Genomic DNA, 16103 nt, shown 5'->3' with positions numbered 1-16103 from the left:
CCTCATCGGGTGGTGGTGTTCGCCGCCGACCGCCGCAGCGCCTTCTTGTCGACCTTGCCCGCCGCGTTGTGCGGCAGCTCCGGCACGGAGCGGAAGGCGCGCGGGACCTTGAAGTTGGCCAGCCGCTCACGCGTGTACGCGGTCAGCTCGGCCGCGTCGACCGGCGCCCCGCCCGCCGGTACGCAGTACGCGACGCCGACCTCCCCGAGCCGTGCGTCCGGCGCGCCGACGACCGCCGCGTCCCGGACGGCCGGGTGGCCGCGCAGCACCTGCTCCACCTCCGCCGGGTACACGTTGAACCCGCCCACGACGAACATGTCCTTGAGCCGGTCGGTGATCCTCAGGAACCCGCGCTCGTCGAGCACCCCGACGTCCCCCGTGTGCAGCCAGCCCTCGCCGTCGACGACCCGCGCGGTGGCCTCGGGGTCGTCGAGGTAGCCGTGCATCACGTGGTAGCCGCGGGTGAGGATCTCGCCCGGCTCCCCGGGCGGGGCGTCGACGCGCAGCTCCGTGCCCTCCAGGGCCGTCCCGGAGGTGCGGGCCAGGGTCTCCGGCGACTCGTGCGGCGGGCAGATCGCGACCACGCCCGTCGACTCGGTCAGCCCGTACGCGGTGTTGACGCTCCGCGCGCCGAGGGACGTCCTGATCTCCTCGATGAGCGCGGTGGGGATGTTCGCCGCGCCCGTGACCGCCATCCGCATCGAGCTCAGGTCGTACGCCTCGCGCTCGGGATGGTGGACGAGCGAGGTGAAGACCGTCGGGGCGCCGGTCAGGACGGAGATGCGCTCGTCCCGTATCCGGCCGAGCACGGCCCCGGCGTCGAAGACCCGCTCCGGGACGATCACGGCCCCGTGCAGCAGACAGGCGAGGACCCCCGCCTTGTAGCCGAAGGTGTGGAAGAACGGGTTGACGAGGAGGTGGCGGTCGCCGCGCCGGAGGGTGACCGTGCGGGCCCAGGCGTCGTACACGCGCAGGTTCTGCCCGTGGGTGGCGGGCACGCCCTTGGGGCGGCCGGTGGTGCCGGAGGTGAACAGGACGTCGGCGGTGTCGGCCGGGCGCACGGCGGCGGTACGGGCGAGCCGTTCCTCCCCGGTCACCCGGTCCGCCGCCGCCAGGAACCGCGTCCAGTCCGTCGAGTGCAGGGTCACCGTCCTTTCCAGGAGCGGGAGTTCCTCCCCGGAGGCCGCGAGCAGCGCCCGGTAGTCCGTCCCCAGGAAGTCGTGCTCGGTGAAGAGCAGGCGGGTCCGGGAGCGGCGCAGGATGTCGGCGGCCTCGGCCGCCTTGTAGCGGGTGTTCACCGGGACCAGGACCCCGCCGGCCGCCACCGCGCCGAGCGCGGCCACCACCCAGCGCGCGCTGTTGGGGGCCCACACGGCGACCGAGTCGCCGGGGCGCACCCCCTGCGCGATCACCGCGCGTGCCGCCCGGTCCACCCGGTCGCGGAGCTCCGCGAACGTCCAGCGCTCCTCGCCGAAGACGAGGGCCTCCTCGTCCCCGTACCGCTCCGCGGCCCAGTCCGCGAGCCCGGCGGTGGTCTGCGCGCCCCTCATGATCTGTCACGTCCTCCCTGCTGCCCCGCCCCGGCGGGGCGCGGGCGGTGGAACCACGGCGGATCGGAGCCTGGCAGGGAGGGGCGCCCCGGCGCAGGGGGAGGTTCCCGCTCACCGGGAAGGTGCGGGGACTTCTTCCGCCGCCGACCGGTCCGTCAGCGGGACCTCTCGCGCCGCCGGGCCGTCCGTCAGCGGGACTTCCCCGACTCCGGGACGCCCGTCCCGGGGAACGACGACACCGCCGCCCCCGCGAACGGGAACGGCGGTGTGGGGAGGGGCGGGGTCAGGGGGTGGTCAGATCCGGGAGGACCTTCGTCAGCTCCGCGGCGGACAGGACGCCTTCCCGTACGAGGACGGGGACGGGGCCGCTCAGGTCGACGATCGACGACGACACCGGCCCCGCGGTCCGGCCCCCGTCCAGGTACACCGCCACGGAGTCCCCCAGCATCCCGAAGGCCGCGTCGCAGTCCTCCGGCGAGGGCCGGTCGGTGAGGTTCGCGCTGGAGACGGCCATCGGGCCGGCCGCGGCCAGCAGGTCGAGCGCGAGGGGGTGGTCGGGCATCCGCACGGCCACCGTCCCGCCGGTCTCGCCCAGGTCCCAGGAGAGCGAGGGCCGGTGGCGGAGCACCAGCGTCAGACCGCCCGGCCAGAAGGCCTCGATCAGTTCCTCCGCCTTCTCCGGCAGGTCCTCGACCAGATCGTCGAGCGCCTCCCTGGAGCCGACGAGCACGGGGGAGGGCTTGTGCCGCCCCCGCCCCTTCGCGGCCAGCAGACCGGCGACGGCCTCGGGGTCGAAGGCGTCGGCGCCGATGCCGTAGACGGTGTCCGTCGGGAGGACGACGAGGCGCCCCCGCCCGAGGGCGGTCACCGCCGCGTCGATGCCGGCCGGGCGGACCGACGGGTCCGAGCAGTCGAACCGCTGTGTCACGGGGTCGTTCACTCCGCACTCCCCACGCCGTGCGAGGTCACCAGTCGGGCGTTGCCCTCGGCGAGCTGGTAGGCCAGTCCCACGACCGCCACCTCGCCCGTCCGCACCTGCTCCGACAGGACGCGGGAACGGTCCATGAGCAGCTGCGCGGTGTGCCTTATGTGCTCGTCGACGATGTCGCCGTCCTCGGTCAGGCCGGCGGCCCGGGCCGCCAGGACGCTCGGCGTCACCCGCTCCACCACGTCCCGTACGAATCCGGTCGCCGGCAGCCCGTCCTCCACCGCGGCGCGGGCCGCCGCGACGGCCCCGCACGAGTCGTGTCCCAGGACGACGACCAGCCGGCAGCCGAGCATGCTCGTCGCGTACTCGACGCTGCCCAGTACCTCGGCCCCCAGCACGTGGCCGGCGGTCCGTACGACGAACAGGTCGCCGAGTCCCTGGTCGAAGATGATCTCGGCCGCGAGCCGCGAGTCGGAGCACCCGAGGACGACCGCGAACGGCTCCTGTCCGGGTGCGAGCTGCGCACGGCGGGCGGCGTCCTGATTGGGGTGGTCCGGGGTCCCGGCGACGAAGCGGCGGTTGCCGGCGAGCATGGCGTCGAGGGCGACCGAAGGCGAGGTGCGAGGCATGCCACCCACTGTAACGAGCCGTTCCCGGCCACGCCCCGGCCGGTCCCCGTACAGGGGGAACCGGCCCGCGCCGGAGCACCGCGCCGGGGCATCACGCCGTGGGCGCCGCGCCGGGGGCTCCGCGCCCGTGCGGTCCGGCGAGGCGCCGCCGATGCACAACCGTGTCATGCGCACGTAGATTTTGCCCTCCCGTGGTTGCCGTCCCGGCGGCTCCGTCGGAGTCTTGGTGACCATGCCCCCGGGCAGCTGGTTCTGCTGGTCACGGGGGGTGCTCAGGGCCCTCCGCCCTGAGCGGGGAAAGTTCATGCACCTCGAGTTCCGGCACCTCCGTGTCCTGCTCACCGTCGCCGAGGCCGGCAGCATCCGCAGGGCCGCCGCACGCCTCCAGCTCTCCCAGCCCGCCACGAGCGCCCAGCTGAAACGGATCGAACAGGAGCTCGGCGGCCCGCTCTTCACCCGCAGCGCCGAGGGCGTGAAGCCGAACGAGCACGGTCAGTACGTCCTGCGCTGCGCGCGTGACCTCGTGGTCGGTTTCGACCGGTTGCGCGAGCACGCGCGGTCGGCCGCCGGGGCGGACGGCGGGGCCGTCGCGCCGCTGCGGGCGGGCGGTACGGCAGGGCCCCTCGTGTCACTGCTCATATCGGCCCTTTTCGAGCTCGTGCCGGAGAGCCGGCTGGCCATCGACGCCCGCCGTTCGGTGCACACCCTCGTGAAGGCGCTGAGCCAGTCGAAGTGCGACATCGCGGTCTTCGGCGAGTTCCCCGGCTTCCCGCTTCCGGTCGGCGAGTCGGTCGTGACGCGCACGCTGGTGCGCGAGCCGGTCTTCGTGCTGCTCGCCGAGGACCATCCGCTGGCGCGCCGGGAGAGCGTCGGCCTGGGCGAACTCCGCGGCGAGGAGTGGGTCATGCCGGAGGCCGACGAGAGCGGGGTGCACGCGTACCTCCATCTCACCTGCCAGTCGGCGGGATTCACCCCGCGCATCGCGCACGTGACGCCGGACCTGTCCGTGGCGCAGATCCTGGTCGCCGGTCGGCGCGCGGTCTGCGGGGTGTGGCCGAGCGCCGAGGTGCCCGCCCAGGGCACCGTGCAGCGGCCGCTCGTGGACGTCCCGTTCCACCGGCGGCTGCAACTGGCCTGGAACCCGGAGTCGGTTCCGCCGGAGCTCGCCGACGCCGTGGGCGAGCGCCTGCTCGCGGCGTACCTGTCGCTGGTGCGGCGGCGGCCGCAGTACCTGGCCTGGTGGGAGGGAGGAGGCGAGGAGTTCGCGCTCGGCGCGGACGGCTGACCGGGCGGGGTCTCGTTCGGCGCGGACGGCTGTCCGGGCGGGGTCTCGTTCGTCATCCCCTATAACCCCGGGGCTATATCCCACATGGGATCACGTCAGGAACATGTCACCTGGTGAACACTTCGCGTCAACGTCCAAGGACGTCGTCACCCCCCACGACGAGCGAAGGAACACCCCGCCATGTCCCGTCCTCTCCTTGCCCTCTCCACGATGGTCGCCGCCGCCGTCATCACCACGGGCGCGGTGGCCGTACCGGCGTACTCGCAGCCCGACGCCGCGGGGCACGGGAACTCCGCCCGCGACACGGCGATATCCCGGGCCGAGGCGAACGTGACCCGGCACGCCGACGCCTTCGGCTTCGGCGCCGGCCAGGCGCTCCACGTCAAGGACGTCGTGATCGACGCCGACGGCACCCAGCACGTCCGCTTCGACCGGACCTACCGCGGCCTCCCCGTCGTCGGCGGCGACTTCGTCGTCCACCAGAAGGCCGACGGCTCGCTCAGGGGATCCACCCACGCCAAGGCCCGCAAGGTGGCGCTCGCCTCCGTCACCCCCGCCACGGACGCCAAGGGCACCGCGGCCGGCGCCCTCAAGCGCGCGAACGGCCTGGTGCGCGGCGCCAGGTCCACCCCCGAGCTGATCGTGTGGGCCGCCGACGGCGCCCCCCGCCTGGCCTGGCGCACCACCGTGCAGGGCCTGGGCGACAAGGGCCAGCCGCACGGCGAGGTCTTCGTCACCGACGCCACCACCGGCACCGCGATCGAGAACTACGACTCCGAGCACGAGTCGACCGGCACCGGCCACTCCGAGTACACCGGTGACATCGCCTTCGACACCACCCAGCAGGCCAACGGCACCTTCGCGCTGATCGACCCGACCCGCGGCCACGTCACCAAGGACGCGCGCAACGTCTCGTCCTCGTCCCTGAACAGCTCCTCCGGCACCCTGTTCACCGACGCCGACAACATCTGGGGCGACGGCCGGAAGTTCTCCACCGACCGCTCCACCGCCGCCGTCGACGCGCACGCCAACACCGCGAAGACCTTCGACTACTACAAGAGCACCTTCGGCCGCAACGGCATCAAGAACGACGGCCGCGGCGCCACCGTCTTCGTCCACGTCGGCACCAACTGGGACAACGCCCAGTGGTCGGACGCCTGCTTCTGCATGATGACCGGCGACGGCGACGGCGTCACCGACCCCGAGCAGGTCGACCTCGACACCATGGGCCACGAGATGACCCACGGCGTCACCTCGGCCACCTCCAACCTGCGCTACAGCGGTGAGTCCGGCGGTCTGAACGAGGCCACCAGCGACATCCTCGGCACGATGGTCGAGTGGTACGCCAACAACTCGATCGACACCCCGGACTACCTCTTCAGCGACCAGTCCACCCCGCCGTGGCTGCGCCGCTTCGACAAGCCCTCCCTCGACGGCCGCTCCGCCGACTACTGGTCGAAGTCCGTCGGCCGGCTCGACGTGCACAACTCCTCGGGCGTCGGCAACCACTGGTTCTACCTCGCCAGTGAGGGCAGCGGCACCAAGACGATCAACGGCGTCACCTACAACAGCCCGACGTACAACGGCTCCAAGGTCACCGGCATCGGCAACCAGAAGGCCTCCGCCATCTGGTACCGGGCGCTGACCGTCTACATGACCTCCACCACGGACTACAAGGGCGCGCGCACGGCGACCCTGAACGCGGCGAAGGACCTGTACGGCGCCACCAGCCCCGAGTACGCCACCGTGGCCGCGGCCTGGACCGGGGTCAACGTCCTCTGACGCACCGCCGCACCATCCGATCCGGTCGTCTCCCCGGGCCCCGCCGTCACGCACGGCGGGGCCCGGGCGCGTCGCACCGACAGGAACACCCGGTTGGGCGACTGCGCCGTCACACCGGGCGACGGCAAGATCATCGGCATGAGATCCTCCCTGACCCGCCGGGCACTCGCCGCGGCCCTGCTCCTGACGTCGACGCTGGCCCCCGCGGTGGCCGCGGCCGCCCAACCCGGCGGAGAGGGCCGCCCGTCGGAGCGCGCGGCGCACGCCCGCCCGTCGGAGCGCGCCGCCCGTGCCCGCCTGCTCGGCGAGAAGATCGTGCCGCACAAGCTCGACTTCCGGGGCACCACGGTCGGCGGCCTCTCCGGTGTCGACCGCGACCGGTGCACCGGCGAGTACGTGTTCATCAGCGACGACCGCTCGTATCTGCAGCCCGCCCGCTTCTACACCGCCAGGCTGGACGTGGACGCGACCGGCGTGCACTCCGTCGACTTCACCGGCACCCACCCGTTCCTCCGGCCGGACGGGTCCGCCTACCCGTCGCCGTCCGTCGGGGACGGCCGGGCCGTCGACCCCGAGGAGATCCGGGTCGACCCGCGCAGCTGCCACTACTGGTGGGCGCAGGAGGGCGACCGGCCCAAGGCGGTCGGCACCGGACCGGTGATCCAGCCGTCCGTCCAGTTCGCCGGCCCCACCGGCGCCCACCTGGGTCGGCTGCGGCTGCCGTCGAACTACGAGATCACCATGGACGAGCGCGGCCCGCGCCGGAACCAGGCGATCGAGGCCATCACCTTCGGCTCCCACGGCCGCGTGGTGACCAGCGCGGTCGAAGGGCCCCTGCTCCAGGACGGCCCCGTGCCCGACCTGGAGCACGGCGCCCTCGTCCGGGTCACGCAGCAGACCCGCGGGGGCCGGGTGCTCGGACAGTTCGCGTACCCCGTCGAGAAGATCTTCGCCGAGTCCGACCCGACCAGCCCCTGGGCCCCGGACACCGGAGTCCCGTCGATCCTCGCCTTCCCCGACGACCCCGAGCGCTACCTCGTGCTGGAGCGCACCTGGGTCGCCGGCCCGGGATACAAGATCCGCCTCTACGACGCCACCACGCGCGGGGCGACCGATGTGCGGGCGATGGAATCCCTGGCCGGACAGCCCGTGGTGGCGATGCGCAAGACGCTCGTCGCGGACTTCGACGCCCTCGGCCTCTCCACCGTCGACAACACCGAGGGCATGACCTGGGGGCCGGCCCTGCCCTCCGGCGAGCGGACGCTGATCCTGGTCAGCGACGACAACTTCGACGCGGAGGCGGTCACCCAGATCGTCGCCCTCGCCGTCCGCTGACCCCGGCACGGGCGGTGCCCGACACATCCCGGGCACCGCTCGGAGGCCTCGACGAGGCGCGCCTCAGGAGGGCATGTTCTGTTCCGCCCAGACCACCTTGCCGGTGACGGTGCGACAGGAACCCCATCTGCGGCACAGCATGTTGATGAGCTGAAGCCCCCGACCGCCCTCGTCACTGAGGTCCGCGTGCTGGATCTGGGGCAGGTCGGGACCGGTGTCCGAGACCTCCACGACGAGCCGCTCGCCCCGCAGCAACCGCAGTTCGCCCGGGCCGTTCCCGTACCGCAGCGCGTTGCCGACCAGTTCGGAGACGACGAGCTCGGACACGTCGGCCAGCTCCGCGAGCCCCCACGCGGCGAGCTGGTCGGTGACGAGGCCCCGGGCGACCGAGGCGGCCCGTCCGTCCTGCGGCAGCCTCCACACCCGCAGATCCCCGGCGGGAAGCGGGGAGCCCGCCGTCACGAGGAGCACCGCCTCGTCGAAGCGGGCGGCGGCGGCCGGAGCGCACTCCACCAGACCGCCCTGCTCCAACGCCTCGGGGGTCAGGTCCACCGCCGCCGAGCGCAGCCGCTCCAGCTGGGCGTCCACGTCCTCCTCACGGGACTTGACCAGGCCGTCCGTGTACATGACCAGGTGGGCGCCGTCGGGGACGCGGAGCCGCAGCGGGTCGTACGGGATCACCCCCGCCCCCAGCGGCGCGCCGATCGGCACCGGGACGAAGTCGGCGCCGCCCCGCCCGTCGAGGAGCAGCGGCGGCAGGTGCCCGGCGCTCGCCAGCGTGTACGTGGAGTCGGCGGGGTCGTAGACGGCGCAGAGGCAGGTGGCGACCTGTTCGTCCTCCAGGTCGCGGGTGGCCAGGTCCAGCCGGGCCAGGATCCGCTCGGGGGCCGTGTCCAGGGTCATGAGGGTGCGGGCGACGGTCCGCAGCCGTCCCATGGTGGCGGCGGCCGGCAGTCCGTGCCCCATCACGTCGCCCACCATGAGGGCCGTCCGCCCGCCGGGCAGCGCCATCACGTCGTACCAGTCCCCGCCCACGCCGTGGTGGGCCGCCGCGGGGGCGTACTCGGAGTGCACCAGCAGGCCCGGCGTCGTCGGGGTCACCCGGGGCAGCAGGCTGCGCTGCAACGAGACGACGTGCTCGCGCTCGCGCCCGTACAGCCGGGCGTTGTCGATGAAGACGGCCGCCTTGGAGGCGAGCTGCTCGGCCAGCGCCAGGTCGGTGGTGGAGAACGGGGGAGTGCCGGGGGCGCGGACGAAGTCGGCGCTGCCGAGGAGCAGTCCGCGGGCGATGAGGGGCACGGCCAGATAGCTGTGCACCCCGGCGGCCCGCATCTTGGCGGCCGCGCTCGCGGTGGGCGCGACGCGCGTGAAGTCGTCGTCGCGCATGCGGCTCAGCAGGATCGGCTTGCCCTGCCGGAGGCAGTACCGGTGGAGCAGGGTCTCGTGGGGCTGCTCGGCGTGGACGAAGGTCTCGCCCACCGGGGTCGGCTCCAGCGAGGAGAGCTCCTCGATGGCGCACAGCGCCGTGGCCCGCATGGGCGGGATGCCCGGCTCCGTCCACCGGGACCCCTCGTCGCCCCGCAGGACGCTCTCCAGGATGTCCACGGCCGCCCCGTCGGCGAAGCGGGGGACGGTGAACTCGGCGAGCTCCTGCGCGGTGCGCTCCAGGTCCAGGGTCGTACCGATCCTGGAGGTGGCGGAATTCAGCCAGGCGAGCCGACTGCGCATGGTGAACCGGTCCGGCGGCAGGACGCCCCTGCCCCGCCGGAACCGGGTGTTCTCCCCGGCGGCGCGGCGTCCCGCCGGGTCTCGCCCGGCCGAGCCGTGGCCGGGCAGGCGCCGTCCCCCGCTGCCGCCGTTCACTCTTTCGGCCCCCAACAGGACTCGACGCCGTTTGGTGCCCAGTGTGCACCGGAAACGGCCACCGCGCCTCCTGCCCGGCACACCCGGCGGCCGCCCGGCGCCTCAGCCGATCTCCACCAGGAGGTCGCCGCCCTCCACCTGCTGGATCCGGGTGATGGCCAGGCGGGAGACCCGTCCGCTCCTCGGGGCGGTGATCGAGGCCTCCATCTTCATCGCCTCGATGGTCGCCACCGTCGCACCGGCCTCGACCTCGTCGCCCTCGGCGACGGCCAGCGTGACCACCCCGGCGAACGGCGCGGCGACATGGCCGGGGTCGGACCTGTCGGCCTTCTCGGTCACCGGGAGGTCGGCGGCCGCGGCCCGGTCCCGCACCTGGATCGGCCGCAGCTGGCCGTTCAGGGTGGACATCACCGTGCGCATGCCGCGCTCGTCGGCCTCGCCGACGGCCTCCAGCGCGATGAGCAGCCGCACGCCGGGGCCGAAGTCGACGCCGTACTCCTTCCCCGGGCGCAGCCCGTAGAAGAAGTCCTTGCTGTCGAGCACGCTGGTGTCGCCGTACGCCTGGCGGTGGGCCTCGAACGCCTTCGTCGGGCCGGGGAAGAGGAGGCGGTTCAGCGTGGCGCGCCGGTCCCCGGCCAGGCCGGCGCGGTCCTCCGCCGTGAGCTCCGGCATCGGCTTCGGGCCGGCGCGGCCCTCGAGCGCCTTGGTGCGGAACGGCTCGGGCCAGCCGCCGGGCGGCGTGCCCAGCTCGCCGTGGAGGAAGCCGACGACGGAGTCCGGGATGTCGTACCGGTTCGGCGTCGCCTCGAAGTCCTCGGGCGCCACCCCGGCGCCGACGAGGTGCAGCGCGAGGTCGCCCACCACCTTCGACGACGGGGTGACCTTCACCAGCCGGCCCAGCATCCGGTCCGCGGCGGCGTACGTCGACTCGACGTCCTCGAACCGGTCGCCGAGGCCGAGCGCGACGGCCTGGGTGCGCAGGTTGGAGAGCTGCCCGCCGGGGATCTCGTGGTGGTACACGCGTCCCGTCGGCGAGTCCAGGCCCGCTTCGAAGGGGGCGTAGACCTTGCGGACGCCCTCCCAGTACGGCTCCAGGTCGCCGACCGCCTGCAGGTCGAGGCCGGTGGGCCGCTCGGAGCGGTCGGTCGCGGCGACGACGGCCGACAGCGAGGGCTGCGAGGTGGTGCCGGCCATGGAGGCCACCGCCCCGTCCACCGCGTCCACCCCGGCCTGGATCGCCGCGAGGTACGTGGCGAGCTGGCCGCCCGCCGTGTCGTGGGTGTGGAGGTGCACCGGCAGCGCGAACTCCCGGCGCAGCGCGGAGACCAGCTTCACCGCCGCGGGGGCGCGCAGCAGACCGGCCATGTCCTTCACCGCGAGGACGTGCGCCCCCGCGGCGACGATCTCCTCGGCGAGCCGCAGGTAGTAGTCCAGCGTGTACAGCTCCTCCGCCGGATCGGAGAGGTCGGCCGTGTAGCAGAGCGCGACCTCGGCGACCGCCGTCCCGGTCTCCCGTACGGCGTCGATCGCGGGCCGCATCCGGTCGACGTCGTTGAGCGCGTCGAAGATCCGGAAGACGTCGATGCCGGTGGCGGCGGCCTCCTGCACGAAGGCGTCGGTCACCTCGGTCGGGTACGGGGTGTACCCCACGGTGTTGCGGCCCCGCAGCAGCATCTGCAGACAGATGTTCGGCACGGCCTCGCGCAGCGCGGCCAGCCGCTCCCAGGGGTCCTCGGCGAGGAAGCGCAGGGCGACGTCGTAGGTGGCGCCGCCCCAGCACTCCAGGGACAGCAGCTGCGGCAGCGTGTGCGCGACCGCCGGGGCGACGGCGAGCAGGTCCTTCGTGCGGACGCGGGTGGCGAGCAGCGACTGGTGGGCGTCGCGGAAGGTGGTGTCGGTGACGCCGAGGGTCGGCGACTCGCGCAGGTCACGGGCGAAGCCCTCGGGGCCGAGCGCCAGGAGCCTCTGCCGGGAGCCCGCGGGAGGCTCGCCCGCCGGCACCCGGGGCAGCTTGTCGGCCGGGGCGCCCAGGTGGTCGGGGCGCGGGCCGTGCGGTCGGTTCACGGTGACGTCGGCGAGGTAGGTGAGCAGCTTCGTGCCGCGGTCGGCCGAGTGGCGGGCGGTGAGCAGGTGCGGCCGCTGCTCGATGAAGGCCGTCGTGACCCGCCCGGCCCGGAAGTCCGGGTCGTCGAGCACGGCCTGCAGGAAGGGGATGTTCGTGGACACCCCCCGGATGCGGAACTCGGCCACCGCGCGCCGGGCCCGGTCGACGGCGGTCCCGAAGTCCCGTCCCCGGCACGTCAGCTTGACCAGCAGCGAGTCGAAGTGGGCGCTGACCTCCGTGCCGGCGTGGGTGGTGCCGCCGTCGAGCCGGATGCCGGAGCCGCCGGGGGAGCGGTAGGCGCTGATCATGCCGGTGTCGGGGCGGAAGCCGTTGGCCGGGTCCTCGGTGGTGATGCGGCACTGCAGGGCGGCACCGCGCAGGACGACGGAGTCCTGCGTCAGGCCGAGGTCGGCGAGGGTCTCCCCGGCGGCGATGCGCAGCTGCGACTGCACCAGGTCGATGTCGGTGACCTCCTCGGTCACCGTGTGCTCGACCTGGATGCGCGGATTCATCTCGATGAAGACGTGGTGGCCGTCGCGGTCGAGGAGGAACTCCACGGTGCCCGCGTTCCGGTAGCCGATCCGGCGCGCGAACCTCACGGCGTCGTCGCAGATCCGCTGCCGCACCGCCGGGTCGAGGTTCGGTGCGGGCGCGAGTTCGACCACCTTCTGGTGGCGGCGCTGCAGGGAGCAGTCGCGCTCGAACAGGTGGATGACGTCGCCCTCGCCGTCGGCGAGGATCTGCACCTCGATGTGGCGCGGGTCGACGACGGCCTTCTCCAGGAAGACGGTCGCGTCGCCGAAGGCGGACTCCGCCTCGCGGGCCGCCGCCTCGATGGACTCGCGCAGCGCCGCCGGGTCCTCGACCCGCCGCATGCCCCGGCCGCCGCCGCCGGCGACGGCCTTGACGAACACCGGGAAGCCGATCCCCTCGGCGGCCGCCACGAGCTCGTCCACGTCGGCGGAGGGGGCCGAGGAAGCGAGCACCGGCACGCCGGCCTCGCGGGCGGCGGCCACCGCGCGCGCCTTGTTCCCGGTCAGCTCCAGGATGTGCGCGGACGGGCCCACGAAGGCGATGCCCGCCTCCTCGCAGGCGCGCGCCAGCTCCGGGTTCTCGGACAGGAAGCCGTAGCCCGGGTAGACGGCGTCGGCACCGGCCAGGCGGGCCGCCCGGACGACCTCCGCCACCGAGAGGTAGGCCCGTACCGGATGACCGGGCTCGCCGATCTCGTAGGCTTCGTCGGCCTTCAGCCGATGGAGTGAGTTGCGGTCCTCGTGCGGGAAGACGGCCACCGTGCGCGCGCCCAGTTCGTAGCCTGCGCGGAACGCGCGAATCGCGATCTCCCCGCGGTTGGCCACCAGCACCTTGCGGAACATCCTGATCCCTTCACCTCGCCGGTGACGAGCACGACGGGTCGGCGACCGGGGCGGTGCGTGCGCACCTCCCTCGGCGCACCACTCGCCCGCGTCGCGCCCGGCTCGTTACGGCCACGCTACGGGCTGCGCCGCGACCTGCTGAAGATCGCGTGGCAGTGACACGGATCGTCGCCATCGGCCGTGCCCCGTCCGGTCGTGCCTCGTCCGGTCGTGCCCCGTCCGGCCGTGCCTCACCGCCGTGCCTCACCGCCTGCCTCCCCGCCGTGCCTCATCCGGTCGTGCCGCCGGCGCCGCGCGGACGGGACGGGACGCCCGGCCGCGGATAGACCCTGGACTGCTTGACGCTGCCGAAGGCGAAGCTCGACTCGATCGACGCGATGCCCGGGATGGCGTGGATCCGGGTGCGGACGAGCGCCTCGTACGCCTCCAGGCTCTCGATGACGACCCTGAGCAGGTAGTCGCTGCTGCCGGCCATCAGATAGCAGTCCTGGATGTGGTCGATGAGACCGACGTGCCGCTCGAACGCGTTCACCGCCTCGGCCGTGTGCCGCTCCAGGCGGATCCGTACGAAGACGGTGATCGGCAGGCCGAAGGCGACCTGGTCGACGGTGGCCGTGTAGCCGCGGATCAGCCCCGACTCCTCGAGGCGGCGCACCCGACGCAGACAGGGGGAGGGGGACAACCTGATCCGGTCGGCGAGGTCCTGGTTCGACAGGCGGCCGTCCGTCTGCAGCTCATGGACGATCTGGAAGTCCACTGCGTCCATCGGCTCTCCTTTGCGGATCTTGGCAGATTCTGCCCCCACGCTATGTCCAGGAGGCAGAACTGGCAATCATCTGCCCCGGCCGAAACTCTACGGTTGCTCCTTGGGGACGAGCCGGACGTCGGTTCCGCCCGAACGGCTTCGAGAGGGAGGAACGACCGGTGGTCGCGACGCAATCGGTGGGGGCGGGAACGGGGGAGACGCGGGACACCCGCACTCCGCCCGAGGGACAGGACGGGGGGCCCCGCACCGGCCGGCTCCGGGGACCCTCCCCGCAGGCCGTGGGCATGCTCGCGCTGCTCCTCACCGTGGCGATCTGGGCCGCCTTCGCGCTCAGCGCCCGCGCCCTGAGCGCCTCCACGCTGCTGCCCGCCGACGCCGCCCTGCTGCGCTTCGGCGTGCCCCTGGTGGTCCTGGCGCCCGCCCTGTGGCGGCGCAGGCGCCGACTGGCCGCCGTCCGGATCGGCCCCGCGGTCAAGATCATCTGTGGCGCGGGGGTCCCGTTCTTCCTCGCCGCCATGTACGGCGGTTCGCTGACCTCCGCCGCGTTCGTCGGGGCGATCGTGCCCGGCATGGTCCCGCTGTTCGTCTCCGCCCTCGTGGTCGCGGGCGGCAGGAGCGCCCCCCGCGGCACCCAGGCGGCCGGCCTGGCCCTCATCGTGGCCGGCGTCGTGGCCCTGGTCTGGCGCCACACCGCGGCCCTCGACGCGGACGTCCTGCTCGGCACGGGCACGCTGCTCGTCGCCAGCGGCCTGTGGGCCCTCTACACCGTGGGCCTGCGCGAGGTGGACCTCGACCCCGTCGGGTCCATCGGCCTGCTCTGCCTGCCCTCCTTCGCCGTCATCGCGCTCCTGACGCTGACCGGCGTCCTGCCCACCGGCCTCGCCCACGCGGCCGGCGGCGACATCGCGCTCTTCCTCGTCGTCCAGGGCCTGGGCGTCGGCCTGTGCGCGGGGCTGATGTACGCGTTCGCCATCCGCCGGCTCGGCCCTGAGCGCAGCTCCGTCGTCGGCAGCCTCAGCCCGGTCGCCGTCGTCCTGCTCGCCGTGCCCCTCCTCGACGAGTCGCCGACCCTGCCCGTCGCGGTCGGCGTCCCCCTCATCACCCTCGGCGTCGCGCTCGCCAACGGACGCCGCCGCTCCCGAACCAAGGTCTCCACCGATGCTTGAGCTCCTCCCCGCCCCGCCCGCCGACCCGCTCTGGGACCTGACCGCCGAGTACGCGGCCGACCCGCGGCCCGAGCGCCTCGACCTCGTCCTCGGCGTCTACCGCGACCACACCGGGGTCACCCCCGTCATGGCGGCGGTCAAGGAGGCCGAGATCCGCCTGGCGGAACGCTCCGGCTCCAAGGAGTACCTCGGCCTGTCGGGCAACACCGCCTTCAACCGCGCCATGCTCACCACCGTCCTCGGCACCGAGGCCCTCACCGCGCGGGCGACGGCCGTCCAGACCGTGGCCGGAACCGGCGCCCTGCGCCTCCTCGCCGACCTCGTACGGCAGACGCGCCCCGGCACCACCGTGTGGATCAGCGACCCCGCGTACGTCAACCACCGCCCCATCCTCGAAGGCGCGGGCCTCACCGTCCGCACGTACCGGTGGCTCGACCCCGCGGGACTCCTCGAGGACCTCCGCGGGGCGGGAACCGGCGACGTCGTCCTGCTGCAGGGCTGCTGCCACAACCCCACCGGGGCGGACCCCTCCCCCGAGACCTGGGAGGAGCTCGCCGGACTCGCCGCGACGAACGGTTGGGTCCCCTTCGTCGACCTCGCCTACCACGGCCTCGGCGACGGCCTCGACGCCGACCTGCGGCCGACCCGGATGCTGGCCGAACGGCTCCCGGAGGTGCTGATCGCCGTCAGCTGCTCCAAGAACTTCGGCCTCTACAGCGACCGCACCGGCTGTGCCGTCGTCGTCGGCTCCTCGGCGCGGGCGCTCCGGCACGTCGAGACCGCCCTCCAGAACGCCGCCCGCACCCTCTACTCCATGCCGCCCGACCACGGCGCCGCCGTCGTCGCCACCGTCCTGGAGGACGAGCGCCTGAAGGCCCTCTGGCTCGCCGAGCTCGACGCGATGCGCCACCGCATCACGGCCAACCGGACGGACCTCGTCGCCCACCTGGACGCCCTCGGCCACCAGGAGCCGGCGAGGGTCCTCGCCCGGCAGAAGGGCATGTTCTCGATGCTGCCCCTCACCCCCGGGGGAATGCTCCGGATGCGCCGCCGGTCCGGCATCTACGGCACGACCGCGGGCCGCATCAACATCGCGGGCGTCCCCGCGCACCGGATCCCGTTCCTGGCCCGGGGCATCGCCGACGCACTGCGGACCCCGACTGCCGCGGGAACGGCCTGACGCCCCGCGGGCCGCCGGCGCCCGGCGGCCCGCGGGGACGACGCCTAGGCCGTTTCCTTCGGATCATCTGATCGTTGGTTGATGTGTGTCGTTGACTGACGCCCAGTGGGCACGCATCGAGCCGTTGCTGCCGGACCGG

The 16103-nt window shown here is 73.6% G+C and carries 11 protein-coding genes; 5 read left to right on the top strand and 6 right to left on the bottom strand.

What is annotated here, in order from left to right; translation table 11 throughout:
* Positions 1 to 2 precede the first annotated feature (2 nt).
* The 3 genes from ACZ66Z_RS03290 to ACZ66Z_RS03280 all read right to left on the bottom strand — a co-directional run bounded on the left by ACZ66Z_RS03290 (position 3) and on the right by ACZ66Z_RS03280 (position 3107).
* The gene (locus ACZ66Z_RS03290) at positions 3 to 1550 is read right to left on the bottom strand and encodes a FadD3 family acyl-CoA ligase (protein ID WP_469932280.1); all 1548 of its coding nucleotides are present in this window, start codon (positions 1548 to 1550) and stop codon (positions 3 to 5) included.
* Between the two features lie 283 nt (positions 1551 to 1833).
* Complete coding sequence (locus ACZ66Z_RS03285; RefSeq protein WP_469932726.1) at positions 1834 to 2478, bottom strand: L-threonylcarbamoyladenylate synthase; 645 nt, start codon at positions 2476 to 2478, stop codon at positions 1834 to 1836.
* 8 nt (positions 2479 to 2486) lie between these two features.
* Entirely contained in the window at positions 2487 to 3107 is a 621-nt protein-coding gene (locus ACZ66Z_RS03280) for a carbonic anhydrase (RefSeq protein ID WP_469932279.1), read from the bottom strand.
* 304 nt (positions 3108 to 3411) lie between these two features.
* Here ACZ66Z_RS03280 and ACZ66Z_RS03275 point away from each other — a divergent pair, with 304 nt between their 5' ends.
* The 3 genes from ACZ66Z_RS03275 to ACZ66Z_RS03265 all read left to right on the top strand — a co-directional run bounded on the left by ACZ66Z_RS03275 (position 3412) and on the right by ACZ66Z_RS03265 (position 7509).
* On the top strand, positions 3412 to 4392 hold the full coding sequence (locus ACZ66Z_RS03275) for a LysR family transcriptional regulator (RefSeq protein ID WP_469932278.1): 981 nt from the start codon (positions 3412 to 3414) through the stop codon (positions 4390 to 4392).
* Positions 4393 to 4572: 180 nt separating this feature from the next.
* Complete coding sequence (locus ACZ66Z_RS03270; RefSeq protein ID WP_469932277.1) at positions 4573 to 6174, top strand: M4 family metallopeptidase; 1602 nt, start codon at positions 4573 to 4575, stop codon at positions 6172 to 6174.
* Between the two features lie 138 nt (positions 6175 to 6312).
* Positions 6313 to 7509 carry an esterase-like activity of phytase family protein gene (locus ACZ66Z_RS03265; RefSeq protein ID WP_469932276.1) on the top strand — a complete coding sequence of 399 codons (1197 nt, stop codon included), beginning with the start codon at positions 6313 to 6315 and terminating at the stop codon, positions 7507 to 7509.
* A 63-nt stretch (positions 7510 to 7572) separates the two neighbouring features.
* On the opposite strand, the gene ACZ66Z_RS03260 is transcribed toward ACZ66Z_RS03265, so the two are convergent.
* From ACZ66Z_RS03260 to ACZ66Z_RS03250, 3 genes are all read right to left on the bottom strand, one after another.
* Positions 7573 to 9372 (bottom strand): ATP-binding SpoIIE family protein phosphatase, encoded by a 1800-nt coding sequence (locus ACZ66Z_RS03260; RefSeq protein WP_469932275.1) that lies wholly within the window; start codon positions 9370 to 9372, stop codon positions 7573 to 7575.
* A 102-nt stretch (positions 9373 to 9474) separates the two neighbouring features.
* Entirely contained in the window at positions 9475 to 12852 is a 3378-nt protein-coding gene (locus tag ACZ66Z_RS03255; RefSeq protein ID WP_469932274.1) for a pyruvate carboxylase, read from the bottom strand.
* Between the two features lie 268 nt (positions 12853 to 13120).
* Positions 13121 to 13618, bottom strand: coding sequence for an Lrp/AsnC family transcriptional regulator (locus ACZ66Z_RS03250; RefSeq protein WP_469932273.1), 498 nt, complete (start codon positions 13616 to 13618; stop codon positions 13121 to 13123).
* A gap of 158 nt (positions 13619 to 13776) precedes the next feature.
* On the opposite strand from ACZ66Z_RS03250, the gene ACZ66Z_RS03245 reads away from it, so the two are divergent.
* Together ACZ66Z_RS03245 and ACZ66Z_RS03240 are read left to right on the top strand one after the other, a co-directional pair.
* The gene (locus tag ACZ66Z_RS03245) at positions 13777 to 14784 is read left to right on the top strand and encodes a DMT family transporter (protein WP_469932272.1); all 1008 of its coding nucleotides are present in this window, start codon (positions 13777 to 13779) and stop codon (positions 14782 to 14784) included.
* Positions 14777 to 15964, top strand: coding sequence for an amino acid aminotransferase (locus ACZ66Z_RS03240; RefSeq protein ID WP_469932271.1), 1188 nt, complete (start codon positions 14777 to 14779; stop codon positions 15962 to 15964). The genes ACZ66Z_RS03245 and ACZ66Z_RS03240 overlap by 8 nt, the downstream gene beginning before the upstream one ends.
* The last annotated feature ends 139 nt before the right edge of the window (positions 15965 to 16103 follow it).

The sequence above is a fragment of the Streptomyces sp. NPDC107498 genome (genome assembly GCF_055582805.1).
Note: the sequence above shows the minus strand (reverse complement) of the source record. Positions and strands in the feature narration are given on the sequence as shown.

Coding starts and splice junctions, on each gene's coding strand:
- ACZ66Z_RS03250 (WP_469932273.1), bottom strand. CDS start 13,618: ATGGACGCAGTGGACTTCCAGATCGTCCATGAGCTGCAGACGGACGGC.
- ACZ66Z_RS03280 (WP_469932279.1), bottom strand. CDS start 3,107: ATGCCTCGCACCTCGCCTTCGGTCGCCCTCGACGCCATGCTCGCCGGC.
- ACZ66Z_RS03255 (WP_469932274.1), bottom strand. CDS start 12,852: ATGTTCCGCAAGGTGCTGGTGGCCAACCGCGGGGAGATCGCGATTCGC.
- ACZ66Z_RS03270 (WP_469932277.1), top strand. CDS start 4,573: ATGTCCCGTCCTCTCCTTGCCCTCTCCACGATGGTCGCCGCCGCCGTC.
- ACZ66Z_RS03240 (WP_469932271.1), top strand. CDS start 14,777: ATGCTTGAGCTCCTCCCCGCCCCGCCCGCCGACCCGCTCTGGGACCTG.
- ACZ66Z_RS03275 (WP_469932278.1), top strand. CDS start 3,412: ATGCACCTCGAGTTCCGGCACCTCCGTGTCCTGCTCACCGTCGCCGAG.
- ACZ66Z_RS03265 (WP_469932276.1), top strand. CDS start 6,313: ATGAGATCCTCCCTGACCCGCCGGGCACTCGCCGCGGCCCTGCTCCTG.
- ACZ66Z_RS03290 (WP_469932280.1), bottom strand. CDS start 1,550: ATGAGGGGCGCGCAGACCACCGCCGGGCTCGCGGACTGGGCCGCGGAG.